The organism is Microcoleus sp. Pol1C5, assembly GCF_036701115.1.
In the GTDB taxonomy this organism is placed as follows: domain Bacteria; phylum Cyanobacteriota; class Cyanobacteriia; order Cyanobacteriales; family Microcoleaceae; genus Microcoleus.
The window spans coordinates 48,368-67,675 of the sequence record NZ_JAUBQE010000033.1 but is presented as its reverse complement, the minus strand read 5'-3'; the positions used below and the strand labels follow the sequence as shown (position 1 = coordinate 67,675).

Annotated in this window: 18 protein-coding genes and 1 tRNA gene; 15 read left to right on the top strand and 4 right to left on the bottom strand. The window is 44.1% G+C overall.

The genetic code is table 11. The features are described 5' to 3' along the window. Window positions 1-249: 249 nt before the first annotated feature. The 13 genes from QUA23_RS18910 (at window position 250) to QUA23_RS18850 (ending at window position 12,311) form a co-directional block, all read left to right on the top strand. Window positions 250-924 carry a HEAT repeat domain-containing protein gene (locus tag QUA23_RS18910; RefSeq protein WP_333062888.1) on the top strand — a complete coding sequence of 225 codons (675 nt, stop codon included), beginning with the start codon at window positions 250-252 and terminating at the stop codon, window positions 922-924. 177 nt (window positions 925-1,101) lie between these two features. Then, a complete protein-coding gene (locus QUA23_RS18905) occupies window positions 1,102-1,356 on the top strand; it encodes a hypothetical protein (protein ID WP_333075830.1) in 255 nt (84 codons plus the stop codon). 232 nt (window positions 1,357-1,588) lie between these two features. Beyond that, a complete protein-coding gene (locus QUA23_RS18900) occupies window positions 1,589-2,704 on the top strand; it encodes an inorganic phosphate transporter (protein ID WP_333075832.1) in 1,116 nt (371 codons plus the stop codon). Between the two features lie 139 nt (window positions 2,705-2,843). After that, window positions 2,844-3,185 (top strand): metalloregulator ArsR/SmtB family transcription factor, encoded by a 342-nt coding sequence (locus QUA23_RS18895; protein ID WP_333075834.1) that lies wholly within the window; start codon window positions 2,844-2,846, stop codon window positions 3,183-3,185. A gap of 104 nt (window positions 3,186-3,289) precedes the next feature. After that, window positions 3,290-3,994 carry an MIP/aquaporin family protein gene (locus tag QUA23_RS18890; RefSeq protein ID WP_333075835.1) on the top strand — a complete coding sequence of 235 codons (705 nt, stop codon included), beginning with the start codon at window positions 3,290-3,292 and terminating at the stop codon, window positions 3,992-3,994. 7 nt (window positions 3,995-4,001) lie between these two features. Continuing rightward, window positions 4,002-4,661 (top strand): arsenical resistance protein ArsH, encoded by a 660-nt coding sequence (gene arsH / locus QUA23_RS18885; protein ID WP_333075837.1) that lies wholly within the window; start codon window positions 4,002-4,004, stop codon window positions 4,659-4,661. Window positions 4,662-4,718: 57 nt separating this feature from the next. Further along, a complete protein-coding gene (gene arsC, locus QUA23_RS18880; RefSeq protein WP_333075840.1) occupies window positions 4,719-5,114 on the top strand; it encodes an arsenate reductase, glutathione/glutaredoxin type in 396 nt (131 codons plus the stop codon). A 296-nt stretch (window positions 5,115-5,410) separates the two neighbouring features. Further along, complete coding sequence (gene arsS / locus QUA23_RS18875) at window positions 5,411-6,397, top strand: arsenosugar biosynthesis radical SAM (seleno)protein ArsS (protein WP_333075842.1); 987 nt, start codon at window positions 5,411-5,413, stop codon at window positions 6,395-6,397. Window positions 6,398-6,537: 140 nt separating this feature from the next. After that, window positions 6,538-7,263: a TVP38/TMEM64 family protein gene (locus QUA23_RS18870; protein WP_333075843.1), complete on the top strand. Its 726-nt coding sequence runs from the start codon at window positions 6,538-6,540 to the stop codon at window positions 7,261-7,263. A gap of 419 nt (window positions 7,264-7,682) precedes the next feature. Next, window positions 7,683-10,109: an ATP-binding protein gene (locus QUA23_RS18865; protein ID WP_333093864.1), complete on the top strand. Its 2,427-nt coding sequence runs from the start codon at window positions 7,683-7,685 to the stop codon at window positions 10,107-10,109. A 234-nt stretch (window positions 10,110-10,343) separates the two neighbouring features. Next, window positions 10,344-11,243, top strand: a complete 900-nt coding sequence (locus QUA23_RS18860) for a methyltransferase domain-containing protein (RefSeq protein WP_333075845.1) — start codon at window positions 10,344-10,346, stop codon at window positions 11,241-11,243. Window positions 11,244-11,389: 146 nt separating this feature from the next. Beyond that, entirely contained in the window at window positions 11,390-12,118 is a 729-nt protein-coding gene (locus tag QUA23_RS18855) for an HAD family phosphatase (protein ID WP_333075846.1), read from the top strand. A gap of 120 nt (window positions 12,119-12,238) precedes the next feature. Then, a tRNA-Ala gene (locus QUA23_RS18850) sits at window positions 12,239-12,311 on the top strand. A 56-nt stretch (window positions 12,312-12,367) separates the two neighbouring features. Here QUA23_RS18850 and QUA23_RS18845 read toward each other — a convergent pair. The 4 genes from QUA23_RS18845 to QUA23_RS18830 all read right to left on the bottom strand — a co-directional run bounded on the left by QUA23_RS18845 (window position 12,368) and on the right by QUA23_RS18830 (window position 16,025). Then, window positions 12,368-14,287 carry an ATP-binding protein gene (locus QUA23_RS18845; RefSeq protein WP_333075847.1) on the bottom strand — a complete coding sequence of 640 codons (1,920 nt, stop codon included), beginning with the start codon at window positions 14,285-14,287 and terminating at the stop codon, window positions 12,368-12,370. Window positions 14,288-14,435: 148 nt separating this feature from the next. Beyond that, complete coding sequence (locus QUA23_RS18840) at window positions 14,436-15,326, bottom strand: phosphate/phosphite/phosphonate ABC transporter substrate-binding protein (RefSeq protein ID WP_333075848.1); 891 nt, start codon at window positions 15,324-15,326, stop codon at window positions 14,436-14,438. Window positions 15,327-15,578: 252 nt separating this feature from the next. Beyond that, window positions 15,579-15,782 (bottom strand): 7-cyano-7-deazaguanine synthase, encoded by a 204-nt coding sequence (locus QUA23_RS18835; RefSeq protein WP_333093867.1) that lies wholly within the window; start codon window positions 15,780-15,782, stop codon window positions 15,579-15,581. Between the two features lie 75 nt (window positions 15,783-15,857). Beyond that, window positions 15,858-16,025, bottom strand: a complete 168-nt coding sequence (locus QUA23_RS18830; protein WP_333075849.1) for a hypothetical protein — start codon at window positions 16,023-16,025, stop codon at window positions 15,858-15,860. Window positions 16,026-16,497: 472 nt separating this feature from the next. On the opposite strand from QUA23_RS18830, the gene urtA reads away from it, so the two are divergent. Both urtA and QUA23_RS18820 read left to right on the top strand, forming a co-directional pair. After that, window positions 16,498-17,817: an urea ABC transporter substrate-binding protein gene (gene urtA / locus QUA23_RS18825; protein ID WP_333075850.1), complete on the top strand. Its 1,320-nt coding sequence runs from the start codon at window positions 16,498-16,500 to the stop codon at window positions 17,815-17,817. Window positions 17,818-18,144: 327 nt separating this feature from the next. Next, a complete protein-coding gene (locus tag QUA23_RS18820; RefSeq protein ID WP_333075851.1) occupies window positions 18,145-19,299 on the top strand; it encodes an ABC transporter permease subunit in 1,155 nt (384 codons plus the stop codon). Window positions 19,300-19,308 lie beyond the last annotated feature (9 nt).

The window sequence follows — 19,308 nt, the reverse complement described above, 5'->3', positions numbered from 1 at the left end:
GAGGGCGGCTAACTATCGGGCAAAGCCTTGGGGAACGGCAGAAACACCTCGCCTGTGCTTGGGATTTAAATAATAAACTTTCTCATTGATTATTTCCACGCAATCTGAGCTTTAGATTAATCGTCTCACTTATCCGCAATCTTACTCATCTCAAATCCTGGGGCGGTTTTTACTGCCTGCTTTTCCCCTGAGACTCTCCTATAATCAAAATAACCCGAATGTAAAGTTTTACTACAAGATTTACCCATAATGACAACTTTAAGCTTAGAGCAAATTGCAGCCAAGTTAGAAAGCCAAAATTCCGCCGATAGAATGGTGGCTTTGGCCAACTTGCGGAATGTGCCTGCTGCAGAGGCGGTGCCTTTGATTAAAAAGGTGTTGAACGATGAAAGTTTGCAAGTGCGATCGATGGCTGTGTTTGCTCTCGGCGTGAAACCGACAGCAGAGTGCTATCCTATTCTAGTCAAATTGCTAGAAACAGACCCGGATTACGGCATTCGCGCTGACGCTGCAGGTGCTTTGGGCTATCTGGAAGATATCAGAGCTTTTGATGCTTTGGTGCGGGCTTTTTACGAAGATACTCAATGGCTGGTGCGCTTCAGTGCTGCTGTTTCTCTGGGGAATCTCAAAGATCCCCGGGCTCGCGATGTGCTGCTAAAAGCTCTCGACAGTGAGCAAGTGGTGATCCAGCAGGCGGCAATTTCGGCTTTGGGGGAAATTAAAGATATTGGGGCGATCGATCGCATCCTCAATTTTGCTCAGTCGGAAGATTGGCTGATTCGCCAGAGGCTGGCTGAAGCTTTGGGCAATTTGCCGAGTGTTAAGAGCGTTTCGGCTTTGAAATACTTAGAAAAAGATAGTAATTCTCAAGTATCTAAGGCGGCAACAATTTCTCTCGATCGCCTGTCAAAAGCAGAAGCGTGACATAAAACTTTTAGTATGTTGAAAAACCCGGTTTATTCAATAAACCGGGTTAATCCGTATTTTAGCAATCTTAATAAAATTTATAGAGTATTCAGTAAAACCAGAATGTATTATTTAAGCTGCGCGGCTAAATCGCAAGTTAAAATAGTTGTCGATCTCCTTTAACCCAAACTAACCATGAATCAAGCGCCCAATCCCTTTAACTCAAATCCCTCCAATCCGCTAGACCCCTTGGAGCAAGAAGTTGACGAGCAAGGTGAAGCATTGCCGAAACAGTACCACCCGGCAACTAAAAAAACTCTGCAAAAAGTGTTTATCATCCTGGTAGTTGTTGGGGCAATTATTGGGGGAATTCTATCTATAGGGGTGATTTCCCTGATGCAGAAGGCGGGACTGACAGATGTGCCGGCAAGGGTACAGAACCCTAAGTGAATGGGTAGGGTGAGCGTACCGTCCGCGATCGCCGAGCCTTAATTATAGTATCCTTCAATATCGTGCCCATGTTGCTGGCGCGAAATTAAGATGCGATCGCTCGCCTTCCAAAGAAATCTTAATATTTTCCTTATTTTATTTGATGCAACGGTGTATATACAATCAAATTCGTTGCTGTAGCAGCCCGGGGAAAAAAAAATTTAAATAAACCACACTTATTCTGAGTAAGAGAATGTTAATTATTGCCCTATTTATCGCCACGTTGTTTTTAGCATACTGCAACGGTGCTAATGATAATTTTAAAGGCGTGGCGACACTGTTTGGCAGTCAGACGACAAACTATAAAACAGCAATTGGTTGGGCAACAATTACAACTTTTGCAGGTTCAGTGTTTTCTGTTTTTCTAGCAGAAACTCTGGTAAAAAGCTTTTCGGGAAAAGGGCTAGTTCCAGACGATATCGCCAATGGCTCAGATTTTCATTTGGCAGTCGCGATCGCTGCGGGTTTAACCGTTATTCTTGCTACCTTAACTGGATTCCCTATTTCCACAACTCACGGTCTTACAGGCGCTCTTGTTGGTGCAGGTTTAGTAGCAATTGGTAATCAAGTTAATTTTACTGCCTTGCAGAAAAATTTTCTAATCCCTTTGTTGCTGAGTCCCATGATTGCGATTCTATTAGGAGCTTTAATTTATGGGCTGTCTCGCTACCTGCGAGTTTATTTAGGAATCCAGAAAGAATGGTGTATTTGCGCTGGTCAAACTCAACAAATTATTCCCATTCCCCAGCCCGATGCAACTAACATACTCAAGTGCATCACAACCGCTGATGTCGCGGTAGATTCTCTAGATAAATGCACGCAAAGATATCTGGGAAATTTCTTACAAATCCCCAGCCAAAAGTTAGTGGATATTTGCCATTTTATGAGTGCGGGAGTCGTCAGTTTTGCCAGAGGATTGAACGATACGCCGAAAATTGTTTCGCTCATGTTAGTCGGTCAATCAATCTCAGTTCAGTGGGGAAGTTTAGCAGTAGCTTTTGGAATGGCGATCGGCGGTTTATTGAATGCTAAAAAAGTTGCCGAAACCATGAGCAAAAAGCTGACAGCAATGAATACCGGTCAAGGGCTGGTGGGAAACTTAGTGACTGGATTTTTAGTTATTGTTGCCAGTCGTTATGGGCTTCCTGTTTCTACTACCCATGTTTCGGTAGGCTCAATCTTTGGTGTAGGATTGATTTCAAAAAAAGCTAATGTGCGCGTTTTCTATCAGATTCTACTATCATGGATCTTGACCTTGCCAATTGCTGCTGCAATCAGCGGCTGCGCTTACTGGGTGTTGCATCGGTAAAAGAATTAATCGTTAGTCCTAGAAGATAAAGATTTCGGAGTTGATTGGGAATGACCATCACAGGATAACCTTATGGAATCTAACGGTAAAAACAAGAAATCGCGCCGGGAGTTTTTGAATAAAAATTTAAGGGTAATTTATGGTTAAAAATTCTACGATCGCGCCGCCTGTTGCAGATAAATCGATCGCTGCTGGCTTTCACGCTCTTTCTGACCCCCTGCGGATTCAGATTTTGGAGTTGCTGCGGGAACAGGAGTTGTGCGTGTGCGATTTGTGCGATCGACTTTCTGTTCCTCAGTCTAAACTCTCTTTTCACCTCAAAGCCTTGAAGGATGCAGCTTTAGTCCGCAGCCGCCAAGAAGGGCGCTGGATTTACTACAGCCTCAATTTGACCCAGTTTGTCGCCCTCGAACAGTACCTCGCCGAATACCGCCGCTTCAGCCAGATCCTGCCGGCGCGCCCCTGTTCCGACGCAGGTTAACCCATCAACATTTCTTAATCACTCAAATACTGATAGGGCTTTTTTGATGATTGACATATCAAATTTTATTGATATGATGGGATGGAACAAATTAGTTGAGAGCGATGGATGCAATAGCTCATAGGTTAGGTTGTGCTCGGCCAGATTGCAGGCGAGAGGCGATCGCCGAATTTATAGGTACATTTATTTTGGTTTTTGCTGGCACAGGCGCCGTGATGGTTAACAAAACTAGCGCTGGTTCCGTAACTCATTTAGGCGTCAGTTTTGTATTTGGTGCAGTAGTCTGTGCACTGATTTACGCCCTAGGACACATCAGCGGTGCACACTTTAATCCGGCCGTAACTTTAGGGTTTTGGGCGAGCGGTTTTTTCCCAAAATACAAAGTTTTGCCTTACGTTTTAGCGCAGTGTGCAGGCGCGGTCGCAGCTTCTCAAGTGCTGCTAATTACTTTAGGTGACGTAGCAAATCTCGGTGCAACTATCCCTCTCAATGGTAATTGGTTGCAGTCTCTAATTTTAGAAACTGTTTTAACCTTTATCTTAATGTTTGTTATCCTCGGTTCGGGATTAGATAGACGCGCTCACATCGGCTTTGCCGGGATAGCAATTGGGTTAACTGTAGGGTTAGAAGCTGCATTTATGGGACCGATTACCGGAGCGAGCATGAATCCGGCACGATCGCTCGGCCCTGCTTTAATTGGGGGTATTTGGAACCACCATTGGGTTTACTGGGTTGCCCCTATCTGGGGATCACAATTAGCAGTGGCAGTTTATCGAGAACTGTCTAACGGATTTCGGGATTTTAATTGAAAGTATCATGACAAATTTTACGCACAAACCGAGAATCCTGTTTTTATACGGCTCTTTGAGAGAGCGTTCTTACAGCCGCTTGTTGGCGGAAGAAGCGGCGAGAATTATTGAGGATTTCGGTGCAGAAATTAGGTTCTTTAATCCTCTAGAATTGCCTATTTACGGCAGCGTTCCCGATACTCATCCGAAGGTTCAAGAGTTGCGGGAATTAAGCCTGTGGTCGGAGGGTCAAGTGTGGTCTAGTCCAGAAATGCACGGCAATATTACCGGCATTATGAAAAATCAAATTGACTGGATTCCTTTAAGTATTGGGGCCGTCAGACCAACTCAAGGGCGAACTTTGGCGGTGATGCAAGTCAGCGGCGGTTCCCAGTCTTTTAATGCTGTCAATACTTTGAGAATTTTGGGCCGCTGGATGCGGATGTTTACGATTCCGAACCAGTCTTCGGTTGCGAAAGCTTATCAGGAATTTAATGAAGATGGGACGATGAAGGATTCGCCTTATCGCGATCGCGCGATCGATGTGATGGAGGAACTGTACAAGTTTACCCTGCTGTTGCGGGAGCAAACGGACTATTTGACCGATCGCTACAGCGAACGCAAGGAACAAGCAGCTAAAGAGGCGATCGCACTAGCAAATCGCGCCCTTGAATTACCGGGCGCTTAGAAACCGCCGGAACTCCGCCAACAACGAATAACCAACAACTCACAACCAACAAAAACTATGAAAAAAGTAATGTTTGTTTGCAAAAGAAACTCCTGCCGATCGCAAATGGCAGAAGGATTCGCTAAAACAATCGGAGCCGGCAAGATTGGAGTCACCAGTTCCGGGTTAGAATCAAGCAGAGTTCATCCGACAGCAATTCAAGTCATGTCAGAAATCGGCATTGATATCACCGATCAAACATCCAACCCATTAAGCAAATTCAATGCAGAAGACTACGACGCCGTAATTTCTCTGTGCGGCTGCGGCGTGAATTTACCCGAAGCGTGGGTATTGCGAGAAGTGTTTGAAGATTGGCAACTCGACGACCCCGACGGACAACCCATCGAAACTTTTCACCGCGTTCGAGATGAAATTAAAGCACGAGTTGAAACATTAGTTGACTCTCTAAAGTAAGATTAGTGTCAAAATTAGAATTCTTGCCTTGTCGGTTTTAACTCAGCTCTTGCAGTATTGTCAATAAGCCTTTTATGAACAGGCTTTCCGGCCTGTTCCACAACAAAATTCCTCTCCTGTGGAACAGGCATCTTGCCTGTTTTCAATAAGGGTGCAAGATGTGAGTTTCAATTAACTTTGTAGCGACCAGTTAAAATTTGGATCTGTCGCATCCAAAGAATTAGTGCTAAATTATGAGAGGCGTTCCGCCGGAACGCCTCTACATTCGTTGCGAGCAAAGACCAAAAGGTTAGCACATGATTCAGACAGCAGTCACGCCTTTCAAAAACAAAATTAACTCAGCTTTAACTAAAAAGCAGATTACAGTTTTACAAATTAATCTCGGCAAACGCTGCAACCTGGCTTGCACTCACTGCCACGTTGAAGCTAGCCCGAAACGAACCGAAGAACTTTCCCCGGAAATTTGCAATCAATTAATTGAAATTATTCGCCGCTTTCCTCAAATTAAAACTGTTGACCTCACCGGCGGTGCTCCCGAAATGCTTTACGGTTTTAAACCGCTGGCGGAAGCTGCCAGGGCGGCAGGTAAAGAGGTAATTGTTCGTTCTAATTTGACGATTTACTTTGAAAAAGGTTTTGAAGATATTCCTGAATATTGCGCGCAGCATCAACTCAGAATTGTGGCGTCGCTTCCCTGCTATCAAGCTGACAATGTGGACAAAATGCGCGGCAGCGGTGTTTTTGACAGTTCAATTCGGGCGCTGCAAAAGCTAAATCAGTTGGGATACGGGAAAAACCCAAATTTAACTCTGGATTTGGTGTACAATCCACAAGTGCCGGCAACAGAGAAGTTTTCGCTAACACCGGAACAAGGCAAGTTAGAGCAAGATTACAAGGTTTATTTAGCCGAACATTTTGGGATTTGTTTTAATCAATTGTTCGCGATTACTAATTTGCCGGTGGGACGGACTAAGTTTCATTTGGAACATAAGAAACTGCACAAACCTTATCTCGGGTTTTTGGAGGAGAATTTTAATCCCGGTACTCTGGAACATTTAATGTGTCGTAACGAATTGTCGATCGACTATTTGGGCAATGTCTACGACTGCGATTTTAACCAAATGGAAAATTTGCCGGCGAAAACTGGCAGCGGAGAAAAGATAAATACTGCTAAATTGCTCGCATCTGGCAGTTTAGATGTCATTCAAGAGGTGCAAACGGCTGCTTATTGTTACGGCTGTACGGCAGGTTGCGGTTCTAGCTGCGGCGGTACTTTGATTTGAGAAGGAAGAAGGAATAAGGAAGAAGGAATAAGGAAGAAGGAAGAAACTATGCTCTTGGGCCCGATTCCCGATTCCCGATTCCCCATGTTTTGGGGCCCAATGCCCCATGCCCGTATTATTGAGAGTGGAGATTTTAAGCAATGAATGATTCGCGATCGCCCGATGAAAATCCGCCAACATCAAATAGGTGGAAGCTGATTTTAGGGATTGGTTTAGCTGTGGCTTTGATTGTGGCGGCCAAGTTTTTTAACTTTCAAGGAATTCTGAAAAATGCTTTGGAGTCGATCGCGAGTCTCGGCCCTTGGGGCCCGGCAGCTTTTATTCTAATTTACATTGTCGCAACTGTTCTATTTATCCCCGGTTCTTTGCTGACTCTTGGTTCTGGCGTTTTGTTTGGAGTCGTTGGCGGTTCGGTTTGTGTTTCCATCGGCTCGGTTTTAGGCGCAACTTGCGCTTTTGTGGTAGGGCGGTATTTAACTCGCGACTGGGTTTCCAAACAGATAGAGGGCAATCAAAAATTTAAGGCGATCGACTCCGCAGTTGCTTCTGAAGGATGGAAAATTGTGCTGCTGACGCGACTTTCTCCCATTTTTCCGTTTAATTTGCTTAACTATGCTTTTGGAGTCACGCAGGTATCTTTAAAAGATTATTTTTTGGCATCTTGGATCGGCATGATTCCCGGAACTGTCATGTATGTTTATATCGGTTCCCTGGCCGGGAGTTTGGCTGCACTTGGCTCTAGCGGGCGATCGCGCACTGCTGGTGAGTGGGCTCTCTACGGCATTGGTTTGGTAGCAACGATCGCCCTCACCGTTTATGCAACCCGCTTCGCCAAAAAAGCTTTAGACGAAAAAATTTCTCCTTGAAGCCTGATCACAAATTAGTCAAACTGTCAATAAGTATTTACCTCTACATTAGAATACATTGCTAATTTAAAAAACTCCGTATTTTCTCTATGTTATTTACAATTATTTTGTTATACAAACGAGATAGATATTAAAGATATCGTAAAGCAGTAACCTCAATTAGGTAAACCGAAGGTCAAAATATAAAGCTGATGCCAAAATAGAAGGCGAGCGTGCGATCGGAATAAGAATTGTTGGCAGTCAGGAATGCAAGCCATACCATTTTAGATTTTAGATTGGGAATGACTGATGCCTACTAGGGTTGGGAGTACCGGCCTACAGTTGCATTATTTTCTCAAACTGATCTCACGACTTGGCTGATATTAATTCTGCCGAATGACGAATACCGTTTGATGAATTTGATTCGGAGAGAACATTTGATGATGCAAAACCCAGCAAATCAAGCCGGATCTGTGTCTGCGCCGCCACCCCACCAAGCAAAAAAGCTGCGCCACTTTTGGGACAACATCAGTAGTTCTGCTCAATCGCGGTGGCAGCAAGCGCATAGTCTTTGGCAGCACAGACGGCAGCGCCGCCATTTGCTGACCCTGCTAATTCTGGCCACCACGGCTTTAACCATTAGCACAACTGCTTGCATCAGCTATTTTTTTGTGCGCGGGCTAATCCTCGACAATTTAAAGGAAATAGCACTATTAAAACTAGAAAAAGGCACTGACGAAATCGACCGCTGGCTCAGCACTCGCAAAGCAGAAATAGAAACCCTTGCTTACGATCCTACGGTTAGCACTCTCAATTGGAAATTAGTCGAACCCAGGTTGCAAGGAGAAATATACAGGTTAAAAGAGTATTTCATCCTGTCATTAACTCAATCCGACGGCTCATTTATCAACACTCTAGGTAACCGCGCGAATAGCAAAGACCGCCAACACTTTAAAAAAGCAATGGCAGGGCAGCTCAACGTTTCCGACCCGCTGATAGGCCGCAGTACAAAAGTTCCGACGATCATCATTTCAGCTCCTATTTGGGCCTTACCTCCCGCTCCTAATAAAGTAATTGGAGCCCTATCGGGCAGCATTAAATTAGACCGAGTAACATCTGTCGCTAACAGCTTGCAGTACGGTTCCGACAGTTATGCTTTTGCGCTCAATTCACAAGGAGTGCCAATTGTTCATCCCAACAATAACTTAATCGGAAATATCGACTGGCCGGCCCCAAGCTTTTTAAAGTCACAAGACCCCGCACTCTCCACAATTGCGCGGCACATGATCGACCGCCAGAAGAACATCGAACTGGTAAAAATAGATAACAAATGGGTGTATGTGGCCTATGCTCCCCTCAAGGAAGTTAACTGGTCGATGGCTTTAGTAATTCCCCGCGAAAATATTGAATCCCAACTGCAAGCATTAAATTTGCTGACATCCGTAGTCGCCGGACTGCTCATCCCGGCAATGCTAGCAGCAATTTGGCTAATTTACTCCTCCGAAAACAATCGCGCTCAAGCGGAGCGAGAAGCCATGCTCAACCGGATTGCCGGACGCATTCGCGCTTCCCTGGAATTAGACAAGATTGTGGAAAGTACAGTCGAAGAAATAGTAAGTTTACTGCACCTAGAACGGGCGGCTTTTGGGTGGTACAAACCCAAAGAACAAATGTTACACATCCTATGGGAATGTTGCCCATCTGATTGTTCGACGCCCGCTAAGAAGTTTGAGTCTTACTTGGTCGGAAATTTGTCAATACCGAGTGGCGAATGCGAGCCAATTATTCTTTCGAGGGACACTTGGGCGGAGGGTGCAGCTCAAACGACCGAAATTAAAGCTAATAGCTATTTAGCGGTTCCTGTCCACACTCAAAACCAGCCGCAGGGTTATTTAATTTGCAGCCACGTTAGTCATTGGCTTTGGAGCCGGGAGGAAATCCAACTATTAAAAGCTGTGGCAGACCAATTGGCGATCGCAATTACTCAAGCTCACCTTTACAGTCAAACCCAAGACCAAGTAAAACTGCTTAATAGTGCCTTAAATGAACTGAAAAAAACTCAAACTCATTTGGTGCAGAGCGAAAAAATGTCATCCCTAGGTCAAATGGTGGCGGGAATAGCGCACGAAATTAACAACCCCGTTAACTTCATTTCGGCTAATCTGCCTCACACCAGCAAATATACTAAAGATTTATTAGAGTTGGTGAGTTTATACAAAGAAGCCTTCCCAGAGGTTCCCCAGGAAATCGCAGATTTCACCGAAGAAATTGAGTTAGAATTTATCGAGGAAGATTTGCCACATATATTGGATTCTATGAAAATAGGAACCGAACGTATTCGCAGCATCGTTCTTTCTTTGCGTAATTTTTCTCGCCTTGATGAATCTGAAAAAAAGCAGGCGGATATTCACGAAGGTATAGAAAATACCTTGCTGTTGCTTTCCAACCGCATCAAAAATAGAATCTATATAGTCAAGAAATACGGAAAAGTGCCTTCAGTCGAATGCTATCCCTCTCAGCTAAATCAGGTATTTATGAACTTGCTGAGCAATGCGATCGATGCCTTGAACGAGATAGATCGCCTGGATAAAATTATTACTATTTCCACAGGAGTAGTTCGCGAACATGGCGGTAAATTTCTGAAAGTGGCGATCGCCGACAACGGCCCAGGCATTCCCGACAGCGTTAAAGACCAAATTTATAACCCATTTTTTACTACCAAACCCGTGGGCAAAGGCACTGGTTTGGGGTTAGCAATTAGCTACAAAATTATAGTGGACGGACACGGTGGCAGCATCGAAATTTCTAAACCTTCGGGCGGCGGCACGGAGTTTTTGGTAAAAGTTCCTATTAGTAACGGGAAATAATACCATTTTAGATTTTAGATTTTAGATTTGGGAATACCCGATCGAACAAGCTTTTGAAGCTGGTATACAGTTGCATTTTTTATAAAAACTGGTATAAGAAGAAAGTGGGAAAGGAAGCCCACGGATTTGGTAACCGAGGTAAGGGATAGAGGTTCGAGGGGACAAAAAGTTTTAATTAATGCTAAGTTGACGGCCGTTGGCTAAAATTAGAAGAGTTTTTGTTAAAGGTGTTTTATGGCTGTTGGCAAGGATACAATTTTCGAGCGCTTTTTGTCGCCCCTGATTCGACTGGCGATCGACGAAGAAGCACTGAAACGACTCTACGAAAGTATCGACTGGGAAACAGCGGGCGATCGCTACCGACAACCCAACTTAGTTTATCCCGAATATTACAGCAGCCAAAACTTTCACGGCATTAAAGGTGGCTACCTCAACCCCAGTGCCGCCGTTTCCTACGATCCGATCACGCAATATGTTTTGCCTCCCCACGAAACAGTCGTCAGGCAAGGCTTAATTGACGCTGTGCGGGTGAAACCGCGCCGAATCATCGATTTGGGATGTGGCACGGGTTCGACAACACTCATGCTCAAGCAAGCTTTTCCACAAGCGGAAGTTGTCGGCTTGGACTTGTCGCCTTATATGCTGGTAGTTGCCGACATGAAAGCGCAAAAAGCAGGCTTAAATATTCAGTGGTTGCACGGAAATGCCGAAAGCGTTGCTTTTCCCGATGCCAGCTTCGATTTAGTGGCAGCTTCCTTGCTGTTTCACGAGACGCCACCTGCTGTATCGCGGGCAATTTTGCGAGAAAGCTTCCGACTGCTGAAGGTTGGGGGACAAGTGGCAATTTTGGATGGAAATCAAAAAACTTTGCGGCAGACAGAGTGGCTGACTGATATCTTTGAGGAGCCTTATATTAAGTCTTACGCGGCTGGCAGCCTTGATGCTTGGGCGGGGGCGGCTGGATTCGCGGCGGTGCAAACTCACGAACACTGGTGGGTGAATCAGGTGACGCAGGGCGTGAAACCTTTGCCTGGGGAAGATTTGGAACAGGTGCCGGTGGCGAGGGGGTGGAATTTGGGCGATCGAACTCCTGATTTTGATGGCGATTTACCGGGCATTCCAGCTCCTGCTTGATTTACATAATCACTGCCGACTAAAATAACTACCGACTGCAAGTCGGGGCTACAGAAACAAAGTCCGCCTTCGCGGACTGAATAATAACTAATAACTAATAACTCATAACTAATAACTAATAACTCATAACTAATAAATCATAACTAATGACTCTCAAAGCAGTTTTATTTGATTTTAATGGCGTGATTGTTAATGATGAGCCAATTCACGAGAAAATAATCGATCAGTTGATGCTCGATGAAAATCTCCAGCTCAAACGTGGGGAGTTTCGAGAAGTTTGTTTGGGAAAAAGCGATCGCGCTTGCATTACCGAACTGCTCAAGCGCCGAGGACGATATCTAACAGAAACATATCTCGATCGACTGCTGCAGCGCAAGGCCCAAGCTTACAAAGCTCAAATAGATACTTTGGAGAAACTGCCGATTTATCCCGGTTTGGCAGAATTTATTGACAAAATTCGGGTCGCCGGATTGAAAATGGCCGTAGTTAGCGGGGCAATGCGATCGGAGATAGAATTGGTGTTAGATCGGGCCGGTTTGGCAGCAAACTTTGAGTTAATTGTCGCAGGTGACGACTTGACGGCGAGCAAACCAGCACCTGACGGCTATCTATTGGCTGTCGAACTTCTCAACCAGAAATATCCCGAATTTAACCTGCAACCGATCGAGTGTTTGGCGCTAGAAGATACTTTTGCGGGGATTGAAGCAGCGAAAAAAGCGGGCATTCAGGTAGCGGGTGTGACTCATACTTACCCGTTTCACATGATCCAGCGCCAAGCTAATTGGACGGTGGACTATTTTGCTGATTTAGAGTTGGACAGAGTGGCCGCACTTTGCTCGATCGCTCCCACTGAGCCGGCTGCGGAAAACACTTGACGTTTTTAGCAGTTACGTGCTAGTGTAAGTGACGGTCTGCGAACGTGAGAGCAAGCAAGACCTGTAAGCCTTTTAGATTCGGCAATCCGGCATCTAAAATGCTAAATTAAAACTAAATCAGGGGAATTAGCTCAGTTGGTAGAGCGCTGCGATCGCACCGCAGAGGCCAGCGGTTCGAGTCCGCTATTCTCCATATGTCGAATATATGTCAAATAAGAAATTATTTGTCGTTATAGACAATATCTAGCTTCAAGTTTGAGAGGAGGCGGGGAGTGTGATTGCAAACTCTGCTCCCCTTCCCAAAGATGAAATTACCTGTATTTTTCCCCGATGTTTTTCCACAATCTGGTAGCAAATTGCCAGACCAATACCCGTGCCTTTTCCTGGTTCTTTAGTTGTAAAAAATGGGTCAAATAGCTTGCTTTGGATTGCTAGTGAAATGCCAGGGCCGTTATCGCTAATTCGCACCAGAATTTGGCTACTGTCCAACTTTTGCGTCTGAATTAAAATCTGAGGAATTTTACTTTTTTTATAGTTATCCCCTGATTCTTCGAGTGCATCTATCGCATTTACTAGAATATTCATAAATACTTGATTTAGCTGCGCTGGATAACACTCTATTTCGGGCAATTCTCCATAGTTTTTGATAACTTCAATTCCCTGCTTGAGGCGACTGCTCAAAATCAATAGTGTATTGTCAATGCCTTCATGGATATCAACTAATTTCATTTGAGCTTCATCTAAACGAGAGAAGTTTCGCAAAGACAAAACTATTTGCCTGATGCGTTCTGAACCGATTTTCATAGATTCAAGCAGTTTTAGTAAATCTTCTCTGAGAAAGTCTAGTTCTATCTCTGCGATTTCTTCTGCGATCGCCTCTGTTTGTTGCGGGTATTCCTGCTGATAGAGACTAAGTAAATTTAGCAAATTTATAATATACTCGTTAGCATATTCTAGGTTGCCGTGAATAAAGTTAACAGGGTTGTTTATTTCATGGGCTACTCCTGCCACCATCTGACCTAAACTGGACATTTTTTCGGTTTGAATTAACTGGATTTGGGTGTGTTTGAGTTCGTGAAGGGCTGCTGTAAGTTCTTCTGTTCTTTGTTCTACTCGATCTTCTAAAGTTTGGCGAGCCTGTTCTAATTCATGGGTGTATTCTGCTACCCATTCAACTAATTGATTGATGGATTTGGCTAAGGTGCCCACTTCATCTTCTGTGGTGACAGGTACTTGCAAATCAAAATTTGCTTGTTGAGTAATAGTTTTAGCTACCGTGGTTACCGCTTGGAGAGGAAGGGCGATCGCGCGGCTGGTACAGATGGCTAGAAAAATAGCGATCGCGGCTGACACTAACATACTCCCTACGATGATTTGCACTCGCAATTCCTCAGCTCTATTAAAATTAATGTAAGCTTGTCCCTGCTGTGCCTTAGCTACTTGTGTCATCAAGCTCAAACTCTCTGACAGCCGCTCAAACTTCACATCGAGCTTAACTGCTTTATCCCCTCTAATTAAATCCAATACTTGCTGCTGTGCATCTTTAACTTCCTCTGGTTTTAGTGAGGAAAAAGCTATTTTTTGCCAAAAAGATTTGAGCAATTGAGAATACGAATCTGTCGCAGTTGTGTAACCGTTTAACAGTTCCTTTAATTCAGAAGAATTAACTGCTAATTCTGTGGAATGTTCTTCTGTAAAAAAAGCTAGTTCTGCAATATTTTTTTTGACTAGATCCACATCTTTTAAGAACTTAGCAGTTTCATATTCAAACCAGATTGAATCTCCCAAAACTGAGATTAAGCGTTTGGGATGTGACTGCAGTGCTTGCACGGAATATTCTAAATTGCTGAGCAAATGTTGTTGCTCATCAGCGAAGGTTAGAGCTTGGAAAGCTTGCTTTTGGTAATAGTCTCCACAGAGCATTCCCCCTGTGGTTCCTAGTACGGCTATTCCAATTGCTAGCGAGTAGCCATAAGTAATTTTTTGGGCAATGCTTAAGCCAGAAATGAAGCGGTTAATACCAGTCAAGGGAGTTTTTTGGACAGAAGTTTTGAGATCGCGATCGCCTTCCGTATCGCCTTCTGTGACAGCGGCTTTATTTTTCCGTCTATTTAGGGTAAGATTGGGGAATTTTACCGCGCCATTTTCTCGCTGTTCAAATTTTTGCATACTAGCAACCTGAGCTAAATTTTTAAAATTTTATTAGTAAATGCACATAAATAAAGTCTTTTATTCGTAGTAGGGGCTATATTCCCTATAGTTTAGGGATTAAGGACTAAAGATGTACTACAAATTCGGTATTAAATAAAATTCAATCTTACAAGACATTACCCTGACCAATGGCTTTATAAGCTTCACGAATCATGTTATAATCACTGTCGTTTGCTGGCACCAGTTTAGCTCCTTGATACTTATCATTAGCTTCCCCAAGTAAAATGGCTTCAATTAGCTTGTCTTGATTTTCTACCAAGCGAGTGCGTATTTTTTCCACAAGAGTATTAGGTAGGTTGCTACTAGCAACAAACAAATCACTAGGTAAGGGTAGCCCTGTGGCAATAATCCGAAAATCATTGGTCGATAAACCGTCTATTTTTAGCAGATCTTTGTATCTATTCCAACCAATTCCTAATGCATCTACTTGTTGTTTTTTAATAGCTTCCAAACCCTTTTTTCCCAACATTGAGATTTGGAAGTCGGATTGGGGATTTAAGCCAGCATCCATGAGAATTTTAATCGGGCCTAGATGACCGCCAGTTGCACCTACTTCCCACATACCTATTGTTTTACCTTTCAACTGTGCTAGGGACTTAATCTCGCTATTTGCAGGAACAAGAATAAGCGAGTGATAGTTGGGGCGCGTGATGGCAATGATTGGAACAGCATTTGTCCGGGCCCGCATAATCACATATTCAGATGGCCCTGTTAGAGCTAATTTTAGCTGACCCGACTGGAGAGCTACGGCTGCTGCTATATAGTTATCTACTGGGAACAATTCAATTTTTTTCTCCAAAACTTCCCCAAGAACAGTCCGAAATGTTTGATAATTTTGCTGCAAATCTTCTGCTCCCTGAATATCAGTTACGGCAAATTCAAGGGTCTCTGGTTCACTTACGGCTAAATTGGAAGAACTGCGATTAGATTGATTGACTGTTGTAGAACAGCTTGCTACAAACAATAGGGATAACCCAACAAAAGGCCGCCGCTTCATAATTTTTAGAAATTTTAGTGGCAGTTGAAAATTTCCTAACTATTATAAGCTATTTGGAATAAGCTTTCATTAAAAGAGATTATCCATTGGTTAAACTCCTGTGCGGAAAAATCTTTAAGAAAATTTTTGATCGGTGTTTGGGTTAGCAGCGTAAGGCAGCGGATATTGTAAACCTAACTGCTTAAACGCTGCCCGTGGTAAGTGACAGGAATCGCAAACGCCACAAGCAACCTCACCGTCGGTGTCATAAGACTAAGTTTTTTCCGAAGGCACTCTCCAATTATTGCCTAATTTAATGATTTCTGTCTTGTTTAGCTCAATCAGCGGTGTTGAGATAGAAATTGCTTCGCCTTCTCTTCCTTGTCTTGTCTCTAACCGCAATACTTGTTGTATGGCTTGAATACAATCGGGGCGACAGTCTCGATAGCCGGAATAATTTAAAACGTTGAGGCAAATGCAAATGTGATGGGCGTTGAGAGTTGCAGCCCTGGGAACGCCAAAACTTAGAAGAATTCTACGGTGGGAGGTAGGTTATCGGGATGCTTTCGGAGATTTGATCGAGGGTGCTCGCGCCAAAGAAAAAGCGTCTGGCTTTCCTGCAATGGCTTTGAAGGGAGCGATCGCCTCAACGGAGATCGATCGAGTACAATCTCCTATTACCAGCACGTCTGAAAAGGACTTTGATTGTCTAATCAACATTTTAAGCTGTTTTTTCAAAAAATCAAGCTTAATTTGTTAGACGCTGCCGTAATTTTTGCAAGTCCCGTTTTTTAAGAAGCGACACAGAAGTTGTCAAAAGTTTAAATAACGAGCGTGTTCAAGTGACTGCTGTAATTTCGGTGTGAGAAAAGCTGCTCTAATCCTTAGATAGCAAGGACTTCAGCTCATCGTAGTCATACGACATTAATTTGTTCAAGCGACAAATAATTTGTTATTCGACAATTAGGGTGATTTACACAAGTCCGATCGTACTCAAAGCGCAGTGCAATGCCACCCCTTTTGAGAGACTGTACTGTAAATTGTTACAAATTCTCCTTAAACATTAATTTACTTAATAATAAATTTTGTATCCAAAAATACAACTATCTTATTAAGGGAGTCTTAATATCAAGTCGCTATGTGTTATTATTCTCAATCATCTGACTCATCTATTCAAGAGTAACCAGAAAAAATGACAAAGCGATTCGATCGGCGGAAATTTCTTTTATACAGTTCTGCTACCCTGACATCCAGTTTATTTCTCAAAGCTTGTAGAACTCCCACTCCAACAGCAACTCCAGCAGCTTCTCCCACATCAACAGGAACTACACCAGCAGCAGCCGGAGGCGGAAACACGATCAAAGTAGGAATTTTGCATTCCTTGAGCGGCACGATGTCAATCAGCGAAAAAAGCGTGGTCGATGCCGAACAATTAGCGATCGATGAAATTAATAAAGCTGGCGGTGTCCTCGGCAAACAAATCGAAGCAGTAATAGAAGATGGCAACTCAGACTGGCCGACTTTTGCCGAAAAAGCCAAAAAATTGATCGACCAAGATAAAGTTGTCACCGTCTTCGGCTGCTGGACATCCGCCAGCCGCAAAGCAGTATTGCCGGTATTTGAAGAAAAAAATCATATGCTCTGGTATCCCGTACAATACGAGGGTCAAGAGTGTTCCAAAAATATCTTTTACACCGGCGCGGCACCAAACCAGCAAATCGAACCAGCAGTTGACTGGCTGCTAGAAAATAAAGGCAAAAAATTCTTCTTAGTCGGGTCAGACTACGTTTTTCCCCGCACGGCAAATACCATTATCAAAGCCCAGCTAGCAGCCAAAGGTGGCGAATTAGTTGGTGAAGATTACATTCCTTTGGGCGGGACAGAAGTTACGCCAATTATTACTAAAATTAAGGCAGCTTTGCCAGACGGGGGCGTCATTTTCAATTCCCTCAACGGCGACAGCAACGTAGCATTTTTCAAACAGTTGCAGGGTGCAGGTTTGGGCCCGGACAAATATCCGTCAATGTCTGTCAGTATTGCGGAAGAAGAAGTAAAGGCGATCGGCGTAGAATACCTTAAAGGCCATTACGCCGCCTGGAATTACTTCATGACTGTCGAATCTCCGACTAATACAAAATTTGTGCAAGCTTTCAAAGCCAAATACGGCAACGATAGAGTGACTAACGACCCGATGGAAGCAGCTTACATCATGGTTTACCTGTGGAAGCAAGCCGTCGAAAAAGCAGGGACAGCCGACGATTTAGAAAAAGTGCGGGCAGCAGCTTTGGGTCAAACCTTTGACGCGCCAGGGGGCACAGTAACGATGGATGTTAACCATCACCTTTCTAAAATTGTACGGTTGGGCGAAGTGAGAGAAGACGGTTTATTTAACATCGCTTTTGCTACACCAGCAGCAGTGAAGCCGGTGCCTTGGAATCAGTTTGTCGCGGAAACCAAAGGCTTTGCTTGCGATTGGTCAGACCCGGCAAAAGGTGGAAAATTCAAAGCTTGATAAGTAGGTAATACCATTTTTTTAACGGTGGCAACGTATCGTTCGATCCCCCCTAGCCACCATTAATAGGGGGGGGACAAAAGCGGTCTTGCGTCACCCCCTACTCCCCTTAATCAGGGAGAACGGGACTCTTCAAATTCCGCCTTAATCAAGGGGAACTGGAGCCTTCAAATTCCCCCTGATTAAAGGAGACTTAGGGGTATCGAGATACTCACTCTAAGCATAATTTATAGAAAAACTCGACGCTTAAGTTGACACCAACGTGGTAAAATCCGCCCCTAATTATCCGCGAACAAAGTTAACAGACTTGATGCAGGAGTAACAAAATTGGCGATATTAGATGGTTTATTTAACGGTATTAGCATCGGCGCTGTTTTACTAATTGCAGCCCTGGGACTAGCGATTATTTTCGGGCTAATGGGCGTGATTAATATGGCTCATGGCGAGTTGATGATGCTGGGGGCTTATACAACTTTCGTGGTGCAAAATGTCTTCAAAGGTATCGGAGGGTTTGCTTTTGAAACCTATATTTTATTTGCAATTCCCCTAGCTTTTTTAGTAGCTGCCTTGGTAGGATTAATTCTCGAACGCGGAGTGATTCGCTATCTTTACGGGCGGCCGCTAGAAACTTTGCTAGCAACTTGGGGTGTAAGTTTAATTTTGCAGCAGTTTGTCCGCAGCGTTAGTTGGGTGCTGGTAATTGGGATTGCGGTGTTTTGTTTGCTGTTTTTTGGCGGTTTGCGGGTGCTGAAATCTCGCATGGATTTCGATCGCATTCGCAGCAAAATTATCGCCATAATTTTGCCTTTATCTTTGGCTATTTCCTGGGCTGTGAGCGCCTTTGTAGGGCAAACTTACAAACTGGCAGTAACTCAACCTTGGTTTGGCGCTCAAAATGTGGACGTAACTGCACCGCAATGGTTGCGGGGCGGCATACCGCTGGGCAATTTTCAGTTGCCCTACGCCCGAATTTTTATTATTGTCCTTACCGGAATTTGTTTGGCAGGAATTTACCTATTTTTGCAAAAGTCTGTGTGGGGATTGCGGATTAGATCCGTGACGCAAAATCGCAGCATGAGTGCGTGTTTGGGAATTCCTACCGAACAAGTAGACGCACTGACTTTTGCTTTGGGTTCGGGGTTGGCAGGTGTGGCTGGGTGCGCAATTAGTTTGATCGGTTCGGTAGGGTCAAATACGGGACAAAATTATATAGTCGATACCTTTATGGTGGTGGTTGTGGGCGGTGTCGGCAAGATTGTGGGGAGTGTAGTTGCTGCGATCGCGATCGGCACTGCAAATTACCTGATCGGTTCGGGAACCTTAGCAATAATGTTCGCTCCTGTCAAGCCTTTAGCCGACTTCTTCACATTTTTCGCCACAACCAGCATGGCAAAAGTAATGGTATTCGCCTTAATTATGGCTTTTCTGCAAGTGAAGCCGGGAGGGATTTTCCCGCAAAAAGGGCGGACGGTAGAAAATTAAAAATTACAA